General features: G+C 34.4%; 13 protein-coding genes and 2 pseudogenes. All 15 read left to right on the forward strand.

All coding sequences use genetic code 11. The features are described 5' to 3' along the window. Positions 1-124: 124 nt before the first annotated feature. The 15 genes and pseudogenes from VY86_RS07595 to VY86_RS07660 all read left to right on the forward strand — a co-directional run bounded on the left by VY86_RS07595 (position 125) and on the right by VY86_RS07660 (position 16,196). Positions 125-1,204, forward strand: a complete 1,080-nt coding sequence (locus tag VY86_RS07595) for a GNAT family N-acetyltransferase (RefSeq protein ID WP_046974509.1) — start codon at positions 125-127, stop codon at positions 1,202-1,204. After that, positions 1,204-2,169: a polysaccharide deacetylase family protein gene (locus VY86_RS07600; protein ID WP_228940120.1), complete on the forward strand. Its 966-nt coding sequence runs from the start codon at positions 1,204-1,206 to the stop codon at positions 2,167-2,169. Before VY86_RS07595 ends, VY86_RS07600 begins: the two co-directional genes overlap by 1 nt. Positions 2,170-2,308: 139 nt before the next feature. Continuing rightward, positions 2,309-2,817: pseudogene (locus VY86_RS25730) on the forward strand (ISAs1 family transposase); the annotation flags it as partial. Positions 2,818-3,773: 956 nt separating this feature from the next. Then, positions 3,774-4,403, forward strand: a complete 630-nt coding sequence (locus tag VY86_RS07605; protein ID WP_193386983.1) for an acetyltransferase — start codon at positions 3,774-3,776, stop codon at positions 4,401-4,403. Continuing rightward, positions 4,396-5,436 (forward strand): N-acetylneuraminate synthase, encoded by a 1,041-nt coding sequence (gene neuB / locus VY86_RS07610; protein ID WP_046976756.1) that lies wholly within the window; start codon positions 4,396-4,398, stop codon positions 5,434-5,436. The genes VY86_RS07605 and neuB overlap by 8 nt, the downstream gene beginning before the upstream one ends. Positions 5,437-5,440: 4 nt before the next feature. After that, positions 5,441-6,697, forward strand: coding sequence for a cytidylyltransferase domain-containing protein (locus tag VY86_RS07615; protein ID WP_046974512.1), 1,257 nt, complete (start codon positions 5,441-5,443; stop codon positions 6,695-6,697). After that, positions 6,694-7,845, forward strand: coding sequence for a UDP-N-acetylglucosamine 2-epimerase (neuC, locus tag VY86_RS07620; RefSeq protein ID WP_046974513.1), 1,152 nt, complete (start codon positions 6,694-6,696; stop codon positions 7,843-7,845). Before VY86_RS07615 ends, neuC begins: the two co-directional genes overlap by 4 nt. Before the next feature lie 265 nt (positions 7,846-8,110). Continuing rightward, a pseudogene (locus VY86_RS25735) lies at positions 8,111-8,772 on the forward strand (transposase); the annotation flags it as partial. Between the two features lie 73 nt (positions 8,773-8,845). After that, a complete protein-coding gene (locus tag VY86_RS07630) occupies positions 8,846-10,087 on the forward strand; it encodes an oligosaccharide flippase family protein (protein WP_046974515.1) in 1,242 nt (413 codons plus the stop codon). Between the two features lie 381 nt (positions 10,088-10,468). After that, positions 10,469-11,374 (forward strand): O-antigen polymerase, encoded by a 906-nt coding sequence (locus VY86_RS07635; RefSeq protein ID WP_158019924.1) that lies wholly within the window; start codon positions 10,469-10,471, stop codon positions 11,372-11,374. After that, positions 11,367-12,608, forward strand: coding sequence for a hypothetical protein (locus VY86_RS07640; RefSeq protein WP_046974517.1), 1,242 nt, complete (start codon positions 11,367-11,369; stop codon positions 12,606-12,608). The genes VY86_RS07635 and VY86_RS07640 overlap by 8 nt, the downstream gene beginning before the upstream one ends. Next, on the forward strand, positions 12,595-13,737 hold the full coding sequence (locus VY86_RS07645; protein WP_046974518.1) for an N-acetyl sugar amidotransferase: 1,143 nt from the start codon (positions 12,595-12,597) through the stop codon (positions 13,735-13,737). Before VY86_RS07640 ends, VY86_RS07645 begins: the two co-directional genes overlap by 14 nt. Further along, complete coding sequence (hisH, locus tag VY86_RS07650) at positions 13,734-14,348, forward strand: imidazole glycerol phosphate synthase subunit HisH (protein ID WP_046974519.1); 615 nt, start codon at positions 13,734-13,736, stop codon at positions 14,346-14,348. Before VY86_RS07645 ends, hisH begins: the two co-directional genes overlap by 4 nt. Before the next feature lie 2 nt (positions 14,349-14,350). After that, the gene (locus tag VY86_RS07655; RefSeq protein WP_046974520.1) at positions 14,351-15,145 is read left to right on the forward strand and encodes an AglZ/HisF2 family acetamidino modification protein; all 795 of its coding nucleotides are present in this window, start codon (positions 14,351-14,353) and stop codon (positions 15,143-15,145) included. A gap of 16 nt (positions 15,146-15,161) precedes the next feature. Next, positions 15,162-16,196, forward strand: coding sequence for a polysaccharide biosynthesis protein (locus VY86_RS07660; RefSeq protein ID WP_046974521.1), 1,035 nt, complete (start codon positions 15,162-15,164; stop codon positions 16,194-16,196).

Genomic DNA, 16,196 nt, shown 5'->3' on the forward strand with positions numbered 1-16,196 from the left:
ATTATAAAGCAATGCTACACTTGGCATGTGGATTAATTGTCTAGAATAAAATCCATTGGGATAGGAACAATATACTATCAATCTAGCTAGAATTAACATTAATAGATTATATGGAATTTAAATTATGGCTGTTGTTATCGGAAGTGCCAGTGAATTAAATATTACAATAAAAATGATTTGCGATTTCTACAAAAAGCATTGGTCAAGGCCAATTATATTGACTAATGAAGATTTTTACATTTGGCAATTCATTAATAATCCATGTAATAAGAGCATCGATAACTGTTGTGTTGCGATAGATTATGATAAAGTCGTTGGCATAATGGGATTAAATGAACGGGATTTTGTCCTTGATGGAGCTATAGAAAAAGGGGCTGAATTAACGACTTGGGTTATTGCTGAATCTCATCGTAATAAAGGGTGTGGGCCTAAAATGATTGAATATTTAAAAAATAAATATTCAGTTATGATTGGAATGGGAATATCTCAAACTGCATTGCCTGTATATATTAGAAACGGATTTAAATATATAAAATCAATTCCAAGATATGTTCATGTTATAAGCTGGGATAATATTTCCTCACTGACTACAATTGATCCTCTCGCGAAAAAATATGCAAAAGGACAATTAAAAAAAGTAAACTATAACATACTTGATTTCTCTAAAGATGATATAAATAATTTATATAAAGAATTCTCCAAAAACTATAATTCGTTTTCCAGAACTCACGATGACATATATTGGCGATATAATGAACACCCATATTTCAAATATGAATATGTTATCATAGAAGCCGAAAATAAAACAAAATGCTTTGTTGCCTATCGGATAGATCGTAATATAGATGGCCTTATTATGGCTCATTGCTTAGATATTTTTGGCGATAAACAAGCTTATTCTGCTGGCATTTCATTTATAGCTGACATAGCTAAAATCAATGCAGCAGATGCTATTGACATATATGCAACAAATTCATCTCTAGTTTCAGAATTAAAATGTAATGGGTGGTTCTCAACATTAGACGATGATTTTTTTAAATTTCCTCATTTATTCCATCCTATAGAAGTTAGAGAACCAGCAACTACGTCTTTAATTTTATGGTCTAGTAAAAACATTAATATCCTTCTTGATACTGGAAAATTACACATTACTAAACAAGATGCTGATCTTGATAGACCAACTCTTTATAAAAAGGATGTATGATGAGTGACCTAACTGTCGTTATGTACCACTATGTAAGAAGAATTCATGATTCCCGTTACCCTGGAATAAAAGGATTAGAATTTGACTTGTTTTTAGAGCAAGTTGCATATATAAAAAAGAACTATACTCCTATTACTATAGAACAAGCTATTCATTCTTTTGAAAGCGGAGAAAAACTACCAAATCACGCAATTTTACTAACCTTTGATGATGCCTATAGTGACCACTTTATTAATGTTTATCCAGTCCTTAAAAAGAATAATATTCAAGGATGCTTCTATGCTCCTGCTAAAGCTATAACTGAAAATATAATCCTTGATGTTAATAAGCTTCATTTCATTCTTTCCTCTTGTAAAGATCTTTCCAAGATTATAAATCATATAAAAATTCTATTAGAGAAAGAGAGGAAAAATCATAATATAAAAAATTTTGACGAATACTACTCCGAACTAGCTATTGCCAATAGATTCGACTCTGCAAATACTATTTTTATAAAAAGGTTATTACAAGTCGCACTACCAGAGCCTATCAGAAATAGAATTTGCGATCATCTCTTCAAATATTATGTTGAAATTGATGAAAAATCGTTCAGCAAAGAACTATACATGAATAAATTTCAATTAGAACATATGATTAATGACGGGATGCATGTAGGAGCTCACGGATATGATCACTACTGGTGGAATAAATTAACTGACAGTGAACTTAACCAAGAAATAGAATTATCTCTACATTTCCTTAACACAATAGGCGCAGATAATCAAAATTGGACTGCATGCTATCCATATGGGTCTTCTAGTGATAATGTAGTTAATAAGTTAGGAAAAATGGGATGCAAAATAGCATTTACTACACAAGTAGATATCGCCAATATTAATTCCAATCATAGATTATTAATCCCAAGGCTTGATACCAACGATCTACCTAAACATAGAGATGCAAAAAATAATAAATGGTTTAAATAAATCACGTATCTATTTAATTAAAAAATCATTTTTTAGGCATACCCTTAAATATTAATCAAATCAAAATATAGTATAATTATTTTATGATAAAGGCACAGTGGTTCAAGCACTTCATGTCGTCAACACCTATGATGCCGGTTCTGGTATCGCGTTATACCAACAGACGATAGAAAACTAAGGTAAAAGCCAAACTCATTGAATCACTTGCCCTTGATGGGGCTATCGTCACTCTGGATGTTCTGCATTGTCAGACAGAAACTCACAATAAAAGGCAATCAAAAACAGTTTCATAAGTTTGTTAAATCTCATTTTGCAAGCCATCACAATAACGATTAATCAATTGAATTTACTGCGAAAATAAGGGAATGGTCGCACAGAGCAACTTGGTATGTCAGCTCATTACCGCTGGATGCTGAAGCAGCAACAAAAACGATCAAACAGCACTGGGGGATTGAAAATAAACTTCATTGGTTGCTGGATGTCACTTTTAGGGAAGATAAATTATCCCTAAAGATCCTGATAAGGCTGCACATATGACATTATTTAATCGGATTGCATTAACGAGACTTAAAGACAGTCAGGCATCAAAACGCCGGAGAACTACGTACATGGTCAAGAGAATTTCGCAACGAACTTATCTTTGATTAAATTATGAATAAAGTGGAATCTGATAGATACAATAGATTGTCAGAGAAATATTGCTCAAGAGATTATCGATAAAGAGGCTGACTATTTGCTGCCAGTGAAATTCCCGCTTTTTTTTCATTTGAATGACCAGAGTTAAAAACCATAAGAGCTGTTGTCTCTCTCAGAGAGGGAAATTCAACATCAAGGAAGAGAGTATACTATAGCTCAGTAAAACTCAGTACAGAACAGTTTACCAGAGCTGTCAGAGAGCATTGGTATATTGAGAATAAATTGCATTGGAGACTAAATAAGATTTCATAATTATGCTCCACTTCCAACCAACCTTTGTGTACCAAGACATACAGTCTTTTCATCTAAGCGATCCGTAAAATTAGTGAGATAGGCTACAGAACCAACATTGTTCAAAAAAGAAAACAAAAGGCACAAATGTATCGGTATTATGGAAAGCTATTTAGGTGTGGAAATGTTAAAGAGGATGATTGTCGTATTCAGCGAAGAAATGCCGCAGAATTGCCATCTGGTAGTATATGCAGTTAACTTGCTAAATAACACTCAAACATTTCAAACGGGGTTGAAAAGCAGCAATGAGTGCACGTCATCTTACTAAAGTCCTTGCAGGATACGCTTCATAATATTTCCCGACCCGCTACCGGGATCTGGAAAAAGAACCATAACAGACTGGCAGTGCTATTCATTCTAGTGAGCTTAGTGTATGTCGGCCAACTGGTAGGAATAGCGTGAAAAACCGGTAAGAAAGAATGTTATCTGACCAAATATGCATGGCTTGGGGACCAAGCTAATTACTAAAAATAGTCACCAGATAAGCAAAACTCTTTTACTTGAATCCCTCACAGGACTAAATGGGCTAAAGTTGGTCATACGGTTCCACCCATCCTTCCTGCCGTTCCTTTCAGGCATTTAAAAAAAGCAGCAATGCTATAAGAATATCATCTATGATTAAAAAGAAACTAATAATAATCGGAGCTGGTGGATTTTCTAAATCAATAATAGACAGCTTAGATAGGAAAAAATACGAACTCATTGGTTTTATAGATACTTTCAAAGTTGGAAGTCATCAAGGGTACCCCATTTTAGGTAATGATATAAATAAAGTAGATGAGTCCATGAATTATAATTATTTTATAGGGATAGGAGATCCTAAAATTAGGCTCCATTTTTTTAATTTGATTATGAGTAAAGGACTAAGTCTCATAAATATCATAGATCCAACAGCGATTGTTTCTAGTAGCACAAAATTGGGGATAGGGGTATACATAGGTAAGATGTGTATTATCAATCCCGATACTTGTATTGGTGATGGTGTGGTTATTAATACTAGATCACTAATTGAGCATGGAAATAGTATTGGTTGCTGCTGTAATATTTCAACTAATGTAGTACTTAATGGTGATGTAACTGTTGGTACTAAAACATTCATAGGAAGTTGTACAGTTGTTAATGGACAAATAACTATTGGCAATAACTCAGTAATAGGATCTGGTTCTGTGGTTATAAGGCATATACCGAATAATGTCGTTGTAGCAGGTTCACCAACAAGATTAATTAGAGAAATAAATGATGAATAATATTTATATTGTTGCAGAAATTGGATGTAATCATAATGGTGACTTTTCACTTGCAAAAAAAATGGTAGATGAAGCAAAAAAAGCAGGGGTTAATGCAGTAAAGTTTCAAACATTTAAAGCAGACCAGTTAATTTCAAAATTTGCGCCGAAAGCCGAGTATCAAATAAAAGTCACCGGTAGTGATGAATCGCAATTAGAAATGACGCGAAAATTAGAACTACCATATGATGAGTTCATTAAATTAGAAGAGTACGCAAAAGAAGTAGGACTAGATGTCTTTTCTACGCCTTTCGACTTTGACTCAATTGATTTTCTACATAGCAGAAATCAGAAAATGTGGAAGATACCCTCTGGTGAACTATTAAACCTACCGTACTTGGAGAAAATAGCTAGGCTACCGATTCGTCAAAAACAAATAGTTATTTCAACCGGAATGGCAGTCATTGACGAAATCAAAATGGCATTGGCAGTTCTAACTAATAATGGAATTCATAAAGAGGATATAACTATACTTCATTGTAATACTGAATATCCAACTCCTTTTGAAGATGTAAATCTAAACGCTATCTCTGGTTTAAAGGAAACTTTTAGAGGTTATAAAATAGGGTTTTCTGATCATTCTCCTGGTTATTTTGCGGGTATAGCTGCCGTTCCATATGGAATAACATTTATAGAAAAACATTTCACATTAAATAAAAATTTTTCAGGGCCGGATCATAAAGCGTCGGTAACACCTGATGAATTGAAATTACTCTGTGACGGAATTAGAGCAGTAGAAAAAGCATTGGGTACATTTGATAAAATAGTAACAAATTCAGAAAGAAAAAATAAAATTGTCGCTAGAAAATCTATTGTTGCTAAATCAGCAATAAAGAAAGGTGAAGTATTTACAGTGGATAATATAACAACTAAGAGGCCAGGGAATGGGATTAGCCCAATGTTTTGGTACGATATCTTAGGAGAAGTTGCAGAAAAAGATTTTAGCGAAGATGAGTTAATTGAACATACAGGGTTTAGTGCACAAGAGGTATAGAAATATGCAAAAGAAAATTGCAATTATCCCTGCTCGTTCTGGTTCTAAAGGTTTACGTAACAAAAATATTTTAATGCTATTAGATAAGCCTTTGATAGCTTATACCATTGAAGCTGCAATAAATTCAGCAATATTTGATAGAGTTATCGTTTCAACTGATTCTTATGAGTATAAAGATATAGCAGAAAAATATGGTGCAGAGGTTATTATTCGCAGTGAAGAATTATCTTCTGATACAGCAACAACCTATATGGTGATAGAAGACGTTCTAAGTAAAATAAATGATTTTGATTATTTTGTACTTCTGCAACCAACGTCACCTTTTAGAAATGATACACATATAAAAGAAGCAATAAATTTTTTTGAGAATAATCAAAAAGCAAATTTCCTTGTTTCAGTTAAAGAAAGTGAAAAAAGCTCAGACTTGATTAAACCCATCGATAATGACTTAAGTTTAAAGTTTTTTGAGTCTGATTATAGTAATTATCGGCGTCAGAATAGAAAAGAATACACGCCTAACGGCGCTATCTTTATAGCAAATAAAAGTAACTATTTAGAGAAAAAACAATTTTTTGGAAAAGATAGTTTTGCTTATATTATGAGTAAGAAAGATTCAGTTGACATTGATGATAAATTAGATTTTGAATTTGCTATCGCAATAGCGACTCAATCTAAAAAAAACGAAACTCTTCAAAAAAAAATTCGTGATCGAATTGAAGAAAAGAAACACTTGATGCAGCAGCATCATTGTCCAATAACTTTTATAGGACATTCTATCTTCGATTATTGGCCTATAGAAAAACTAAGTTATCTTAAGATAAATAACCTAGGAATCGCCGGTATAAATACAAAGGAATACCTCGACTATATCATTAATAAAAAATTAATTAAAAATTTTGGTGATTATGTGTTTATATTTTCAGGAACAAATGACATTGTGCTTGATAACTGGAAATGTAGAGATACTCTTAATTGGATTCATGAAATATCAGACTATATAAAGACAAATAGTCCTATGATAAAAATATACTTAATTTCAGTACCTCCAGTCAGAGGAAGAATAGATAGAAGTAACCAGGTCATAAGAGAATTAAATGAATATCTGAAGAATAATCTTAAGGATGCTGTTTTTATTGAATTAAGTGAAGAATTTTATGATAAATATAAAAATTTAAACCAATATTATACTTATGATGGCTTGCATTTGACTCAAACAGGTTACGAACAGTTAGAAAAAGAGTTAGAGAAATATATTGTATGAAAAAAGTATTATATGTCACTGGTTCCAGAGCAGAATATGGAATAATGAAACGTCTCCTCATAAAAATGAGGGAGGACGCTGATATTGAGTTGAGTATTATCGCTACAGGAATGCATTGTGACGAAAATTATGGTTTAACTTATAAGGTTATAAAAAATGACGGCTTCGAAATAGAAAAGTTGATTGACATAAACATCAATACTGAAAATAACGCTGCTATTTTAAAAGCAATGTCAATATGTCAGGAAGAGTTTGGTAAGTATTTTCATACTCATCATTATGATGCCGTAATGTTATTAGGTGATCGATATGAAATATTTTCTGTGGCCATTGCTGCTGCAATGCATAATTTACCAATTATCCATCTACATGGTGGTGAACAAACATTAGGGAATTATGATGAATTCATTCGCCATGCTATAACAAAAATGAGCAGACTGCACCTTGCCTCAACTGAAGAGTATAGAAACAGAATCATTCAAATGGGAGAGCACCCTAGTACAGTGTTTAATATTGGAGCATTAGGAGCAGAAAATAGCTTATCAATGTCCTTACCATCGAAAGATGAATTGGAAGATAAATTTGGCAGTCTTAACAAGCCTTATTTTATGGTGGTATTTCATCCAGAGACGCTTACAACTATACCGTTAATAGACCAAGTGATGGAGTTGTTATCAGCTCTAATTGAGTTTACTGAAAGATATGGTTTCATTTTTATTGGCTCTAATTCTGATACTGGCTCAAATGAGATCTCTACTGAGATTGTTAAATTTTGTAAAATAACAAACTCTCGATATTTAAAATCCGTAGCTCCAGAAGAATATTTAGCATTGAATATTCATTCAAAAGGACTTATTGGTAATTCTTCGTCTGGATTGATAGAAGTACCGACATTAAAAATCCCTACAATAAATATTGGAGATAGACAAAAGGGGAGAGTGCGAGGGTGCTCTGTAATCGATGTTAAATGCAACAAAGATGACATTATAAATGCAATATATCAAAGTCAATCGCCCGAACTCCTAAATATTATTACGTCATCAATTAATCCATATTTGAAGAAAGATTCCTTAAGGATGGCAATTAAGATAATCAAAGAATTCCTATGGAATGATCCGAAGCATTATAAGAAATTTTATGATCTGTAATATTGCTATAAGAAAAGAATGAACATAAAAAGGTTCCAGTATATATACTCCTGTTTTTTTAATGGTTTTGAGAGCAATAGCAGCATTTATATTAGTAATTGTTTTGGTATTTATTACTGTAATAAGGAGGTTTTTAATAACAAAGGTATTTTTAATTTTGATTCTTACTCCTTTTATTTAGTAATTCATTTTATTATTCTTAATAATCTATCCCAATAGGAATTGTATATAATAGGCTATCATCAATTTTTACTTTTATTTGACCATGAAAGAAACACCTCATAATCCCTGGCTCATCTCCGACGAACTTTGGGCAAAAATAGAACCTATGCTTCCTAATTCATCAACCCTATCATTCTCTCGGACGTCACCGGTGCCGAGTCAATAACCGCGCAGCGGTGAATGTCATCTTCTTTGTATTAAGAACCAGCTGCCAGTGGAATTTGCGCAATGCCACCGTAATTCGTTCCTCAAGTTCTGCCCATCAGCGTTTTCAGAAACGAGTCGCTGCAAGGATATACGAATATTTTTGGCAAATATGGATTACTCGGCTAGTGAGAGGATCATCAATTGGTCATGCTGGTGTTAAATGGTTGCCAAATGAAAGCCCCACTAGCTGGGACAAAAAAACGGGTGAAAACCCGACAGACTGGGGTAAACATGGAGTAAAATACAGTTTACTCACGGACGGAAAAGGTTTACTGCTTGCTTTGGCGGTTGATGTGCCAATACTCATGATATCAGATTGGTAGAGGGTGTTCTGTCGCCTTACAGACTACCAGACTGGGAACCCCGGCCCTAGGGATGGCTGAAATTGTTGTTAAAGAAACATGATATATTCAATCCAGAAAGGAGGAGTGTGATTCGGCCAGGGGGAACAGTGAATTTAAAGCACATAGCTGGATAGTGGAAGGAACCCGTAGCTGGAATGAGCTCCTATTGAAAGTAGGTTGGCTTTTATCTAAGTATATTTTCACAGTAGATATAGATTAAATTATAGGTGAAAACTGAATTGTATTATATACTAAGTATATCTCTAAGAACACTAACACTTTTTAGTAAATTTTTACTGATTATATTGCTGGCAAAGTTACTATCTATTTCAGAGCTTGGTCTTTATGGATTAATTAGTGCAGTAATCGGGTATACAATATTTATTGTTGGTTCTGAATTCTATACTTATAGTACTAGAGAGATGATCACTCAGCCAAAAAGTGAATGGCTAGGAATGATACGCGATCAATTTGTGTATTACTTAATAGTATATGGTGTATCTATTCCTTTTATATTAATAATATTTTATTTTAACGTGTTGCCATATCGATACATCTGGTGGTTTTGTTCAATTCTCTTATTTGAGCACATAGCCCAGGAAATAAATCGAATCTTGATATCTGCTCAGAGTCAACTATTGGCAAGTTTTATTCTGTTTATACGGCAAGGACTATGGTGTTGGATTGTTATTGTGACTATGTGGTTTTTCCCTGATTATCGTTGTCTTGAGACAATCTTATCGATGTGGCTAGTAGGAACACTTTTGGCATGTTTGATTGGGGGAGTGTACATATATCGCTACGATAAGATTTCAGTTTTTAGAAATATCGATTGGTATTGGATTAGAAAAGGAGTATTGCTTGCATTTCCTATGTTAATTGCTTCTGTCGCAATACGGGGAATCTTCACTTTTGACCGATTCTTTATTGAATCAATAGCAGGACTGGAGTGGTTAGGGGTCTACGTATTATTTGCGAATATGGCATCTGCAGTACAATCTTTTCTTGATACTATCGTTATTACTTTCTCATTTCCTAAGCTTACATCTTTGGCTGGAGCAGGTAGAATAGATGAATTTAAAAAAGAGATGTGGGCATTTTCACTGAAAGTTATAGTGACCACCCTTATATTATCATTGTCTTGTTGGTTACTTGGTAATATTCTACTAGGATGGCTTTCTGATACAGCTTATTTAGAGCATGTGAACATGTTAGGTGCTTTGCTTCTTGCTACAATCGTGTTTTGTTTTAGTCTAATACCTCATATGGGGCTATATGCATTGAGAGAAGATAAGCATATCATATATAGTCAGGTTGTAGCATTAATTGTATTTATTTTGCTATCTTGGGCATCAATTCAAATAGGAAACGTAATGCTTATTCCTTTATCCATGACAATCAGTTTTATTTTTCTGCTTGCTTGGAAAGGTTTTTTTTATTATCATGCAATTAAGTCGATTAATTTTTAGGTTATTGAAATTTTACTCCCTAGTTTATTATATCAAGTGGTGCTTTATGAATATAAATAAAGAGAATAAGGCTATAGAATGAGAATAAACGTTAAAAATTTTCTTTATTTCATAGTATGCTCCTGGATCATTATATCTTCAGTTTATTATGTGGATGCCTTACTTACAGGAATAACAAGAACATTCGTAGAAGAAAATTTATTGCATAAGTTGGTCAAGTACATAGTATGTTTCTTAATATCTTTATTTCTTTGTTTTATATCTCGCAGTTATAAATTAATTCTTTTATCTTTACTCTTTTACTCTTTTTCTCTTTTTTCATTCATCATTTCTAATGAGCATATAACATTATTTTCGACAACAATGCTAATAATAGGGAGTATGTGCTCATTCTGTCTTTTACTTCCTCTTTTTTATGAGAGAATTGATAGCATTAATCGTATTTTCATATTTAGTGGTATTCTTATTGGTTTTTTCTCTATACTTGAAATAACAGTATTTTATGATCAGATGTCTTCTTACTGGCGTGCCACAGGAGGTATTCGTTCTATTTCTTCATTATTTAACCCAAACAATAGTGGATTGTATGCAGGTGCTATCATCTTATTAATATTCTCAATAGGAATAAATAAAAGTATAATTACACTATTATCACTTGGTCTTTCTACCTTTACCCTAGTTGCTAGTGGTTCAAGAACTGCGTGGGTATCATTATTTATTATATTTTTTCTTTCGTTATTTATGAAGGATAAGGCTAGTCAAAATATAAGAGGATATATACCATTCCTTTTCGTTTTAGGAATATTTTTCTTGTTTTTTCAGTTATTGGGATATGGGATTGTTATTAATGGTGATATTGAAAACCAACATAGAGGATTAGATATTTATACTGCAGACATTAGAGTGCAAAATTTTATCTATTACATTTCTAGTTTAGATATTGATTTACTTCTCCCGGATTTTACAGATAAAAGAATAAAATTCATACAAGATAATGTCTATCTCGTTATTTTAAACATGTTTGGTTTAGTTGGTTTTGTATTTTTATTTTTCTGTTTTATATTCTTACATGTAAAATCATACATGCACTGGAGGAAACCTTCCAAAGATATTAGTGCCTGGAAAATTGTTTTTTATTATTTAATTATTTCTGGGCTCTCTGGATCTTTTATTAATTCATTTCCTATGAATCAGATATTTTTTATTTCAATAGGTTATTTTCTTTTTAAGAAAAAAGGGAACGAGGTTAATCATATAAAATTTGGAAAGGTAGCAATAAATGTCTAGATTTAGAACCTTTATTCACGAATATATAGCAGCCACTAAAAACGAAATAGCAATAGATAATAGACTAAGACGAGCATATTATAATCGATTACCATACATTCCCAGAATTAGTAAATGGATTACAATGTGGTTAAGAAATAGAGTTTTAATGCACTTTTTTTTCTGGGTTGGATTTTTACTATGGGTATTTGGTGGTGCTTTAATATTTTATCTTTTTGATATATTACGCTGTCTACTTCTAAAGGAAAAATGTATAGTACCACAGGAATTACCAGAACAGGGAGGGATAAATGACGTTTCTAAAAAGTATTATATTGTTTTTTGTTCTAAGAGTGTTGAATCTATACAAAGTATGTATGAACCTTTTTCAAATATTACATTAGTAACATTACCTTGGATACAATTCAGGAAACTTGATAATATAAATTATGTCTCTATAAAAAAAATACTAACATTTTCTGATTACTTTAAAGCTTATATTCTGTCTGCTGCAACTTTACCGGTTTTTATTAGCAATCCATTAAACATAAAATGGATTTTACAAACTTATACTGCATCCAAATGGTTCTGTACTAGGTTAGCACTCGATAAACTTAATGGAGAATTTATTACAACGGAGCATTTTGATCGTTGGGCGGTTTTGATGGATAGATTGTGTCTTAGCAAAAAAACAAACTTGACACTGATACAGCATGGCTCTCTCAAAGGACTCTTATTACCTGAAAACGCTCATTTTAAGCTTTACACTCGCTTGCACTCAGTTTCTGAGTTGGTAACTTATGATGAGATTGAGTCAAAAATTTTTCTTAATAAAATTATTAGAAATAGAAAGGACAGAGAAATTATAAAACGCTGTATGGGAATGAAATTAAATACAACGAAAATCTATAATGATAAATTCAGCATTTTGTTTATCGGGCACTCCCATTGCGAAGATATACAAGTAAAAATTTACTATTCTTTATCAGAACTAAATATTATTGCTTATTATAAAGAGCATCCTAAGGCACCAGCTTCAAGAAACGCAAAGGGTATGGATTGGATCTTTATTAATGACTCTCAATTTTTTCCCGATGTGGATTTAGTTGTTTCTTATGCATCTACTCTAGCGTATGAATACGAAAATATAGGAACTAAGGTTTTATTTCATGATCTTTCTACGATCTCTGAAAGCGCATGTTTAAATATTGTAAATTTAATTGAGAAAGAAGTGAAAAATAATGAGCGAAAATGAATACAAAATCTGCTCCCATTGCATAATGGACACCTCTGATCCGAATATTACCTTCGATGATCACGGGTGTTGTGACTATTGCAATAACTATGAATTGACCATTCTGCCAAACTGGCATACTGATGAAAAAGGCTACTCTGAGCTAATGTCCATGGCTGAGCGTATCAAGGCTGATAGTAAAGGACATGACTTCGACTGTATTATTGGCCTTTCTGGGGGGCTTGATAGCTCTTATGCTGCCTACGTAGCCAAGGAAAAAATGGGGCTAAAACCTCTTTTATTTCATGTGGATGCAGGCTGGAATACCGATCAGGCAGTTGGTAACATTGAGAAATTGATCGATGGGCTTGGTTTGGAACTCTACACTGAAGTGGTGAACTGGGAAGAGATGAAAGATCTTCAGGTGGCATTCCTACACTCTGGCATTCCCGATCAGGATCTGGTACAGGATGCAGCCTTCTTCTCTGGATTATACAAATTTGCCCGCCAGTATGGCATTAAACACATTATTACCGGTTCTAATTTCTCTACCGAATGCTGCCGTGAGCCGGAAGAGTGGGGAGGGTACCTAGGTATTGATACCTGGTTGTTTAACGATATTCATCGTCAGTTTGGAAAAATACCACTTGAATCTTTTCCTTTAACCGACATTCTGGTTTACAAAGTGTTCTACCAGAAGATATTAGGTATGAAGGTGCATCATCCACTTAATCTTGTTCCCTTCACCAAAAAACAAGCTGAGGATGAGCTTGAACAACGTTTTGGTTGGCAGCGTTTTCAGCATAAACATCATGAATCACGTTTTACTCGTTTCTATGAGGATTATTGGTTGCCACGCCGTTTTGGTTACCATAAACGACGTGCCCACTTCTCCAGTTTGATTTTGACTGGGCAGATGACTCGGGATGAAGCTCTGGAGCGGATATCTCGTCCTGAGATGGATGAACATTTCTTGCGACAAGAGTTTGAGTTCGTTGCGCATAAACTGGATCTGACTGTTGATGAATTGCAACAGATTTTTGAATTACCTAAGAAAACCTACCGAGACTATCGCAATAAGCGTTGGCTGATTGGTTTGGGGGCTAACCTAATGCGTTGGTTAGGCTTGGAGAGAAGGTATTTTAGATGATCCGTATCGTTGACTATGGCGTGGGTAATATTCAAGCGTTTATGAATATGTTCAAACGTCTTGGTATATTAGCTGAACGAGCTCATTCTGCGGTTAATTTGCAGGATGCGACTCATTTGATTCTCCCAGGGGTGGGTGCTTTTGATCATGCCATGGAGATGTTTAATAAGTCTGGCATGCGTCCTGCTCTAGAGGAGCTTGTGTTAGGCAAAAAGCTCCCTGTTCTCGGAATATGTGTCGGTATGCAAATGCTTGCTGGACGCAGTGATGAGGGAAAACTGCAAGGCCTTAATTGGATTCCAGGACAGGTCCGTTCTTTTGCTTCTAATCCACAAGCTGCGTCTCTTCCAATGCCTCATATGGGATGGAACGATCTAATAGTCAAATCAGAAGGGCATTTGTTTAAAAACTTCGAATCGTCTCCACGGTTTTATTTTTTGCATTCTTATTATTTTGAGTGCGATAACCCCTCACATGTTGCTGCTTCAGCACGATATGGTTTTGATTTTGATTGTATAATCTCTTCTGGCAACATTCATGGTGTACAGTGCCACCCAGAAAAAAGCCATCGTTTCGGTGCTCAGTTGCTTAAGAATTTTTCGGAATTGTAGAAATGCTGCGACCAAGAATCATCCCCTGTTTGTTAGTACATAAAGGTGGTCTAGTTAAGACACTGGGTTTTAAGTCTCCCAAGTATGTCGGTGATCCGATTAATGCTGTTAAAATCTTCAACGAGAAAGAAGCCGACGAACTCATTGTGCTTGACATTGATGCAAGTGTGAACGGAGTCGAGCCTAATTATGAGCTGATTGCCAAGTTGGCTGCGGAATGTCGTATGCCTCTATGTTATGGTGGAGGAATTACGACTGCAGAGCAAGCATCAAGAATTATAGATTTAGGGGTAGAGAAAGTTTCAATTAGTTCAGCGGCTGTTTCCGATCCTTCCTTGCTTAAGAAGATTTCTGATGCGATTGGACGACAAAGTGTAGTCGCAGTACTGGATGTAAGAAAAAAATCAGGTTTCTTTCAAAAAGGCTATGAAATCTGTACTTGTAATGCCAAGAAAACTCACAAAATTGAACCCATCTCATTTGCAAAAATTTTACAGGAAGCTGGTGCTGGCGAGATTGTTATTAACTCCGTTGAGCGTGACGGTGAGATGAAGGGTTATGATTTGGAGTTTGCACAACAAATGCGTTCGTCCCTCAATGTTCCCTTGACTTTTTTGGGAGGAGCTGGGTCTCATCAGGATATCATTGAACTAGTGAAAACATGCGGAGTTGTAGGTGCTGCAGCGGGTAGCCTTTTTGTATTTAAGGGGAAGTATCGTGCTGTACTCATTAATTATCCTACAAACTTACAGAAAGATGAGATCTGTTATTCAGGATTATCTGTTTCAAAAATTTAATATCTAAGGATGTATAATGTTTTCTGGTAAGACTTTATTAATTACTGGCGGTACAGGTTCTTTTGGCAATGCTGTATTAAGGCGATTCCTGAATTCAGATCTGCGTGAAATTCGAATCTTTAGTCGAGATGAGAAGAAACAGGATGACATGCGCAAGCTCTATAATAGTCCTAAAATTAAGTTCTACATAGGCGATGTTAGGGATTATCTCAGTATTCTGAATGCGACCAGAGGTGTGGATTATATCTATCATGCTGCTGCCTTAAAACAAGTTCCGTCTTGTGAATTTTATCCAATGGAGGCGGTTAAAACTAATGTTATTGGTACAGAAAATGTTCTTGAAGCTGCCATCGCCAATAATGTTTCTAAGGTCGTATGTCTCAGTACAGATAAAGCTGTTTATCCTATCAATGCAATGGGGATTTCTAAGGCCATGATGGAAAAAGTCATGGTTGCCAAATCAAGAAATCTGGATTCGAGCAAAACAGTAATATGTGGTACGCGTTATGGCAATGTTATGGCTTCTCGAGGTTCTGTAATCCCGCTGTTTATCGATCTTATACAGTCGGAAAAACCTATCACAGTTACAGACCTTAACATGACTCGGTTTATGATGACATTAGAAGATGCTGTGGACTTAGTATTGTATGCATTTAAGCATGGTGATAATGGGGATATATTTGTTCAGAAAGCACCTGCTGCTACTATTGACGTATTAACCAAGGCTATTCTCGAATTATTACAAAAGTCAGATTATCCGGTTGATGTCATTGGTACTCGTCATGGTGAAAAATTATATGAAGTTCTATTAAGCCGTGAAGAGATGGCTGGTGCGATTGATATGGATAATTATTACAGGATTCTGCCAGATAATCGGGATTTGAATTATGGAAAATATTTTGACCAAGGAGATAAGACCATTAGCGAGCTGGAAGACTATAACTCACATAACACTCAGAGACTCGATGTTGAGGGTATGAAAAAGTTGCTACTCAAACTCGATTTTATTAAGAAAATTGTCCGTGGCGAAACTGCGATAGCTGAGGCCTGA

It is taken from the genome of Photorhabdus thracensis, from assembly GCF_001010285.1.
Lineage (GTDB): Bacteria > Pseudomonadota > Gammaproteobacteria > Enterobacterales > Enterobacteriaceae > Photorhabdus > Photorhabdus temperata.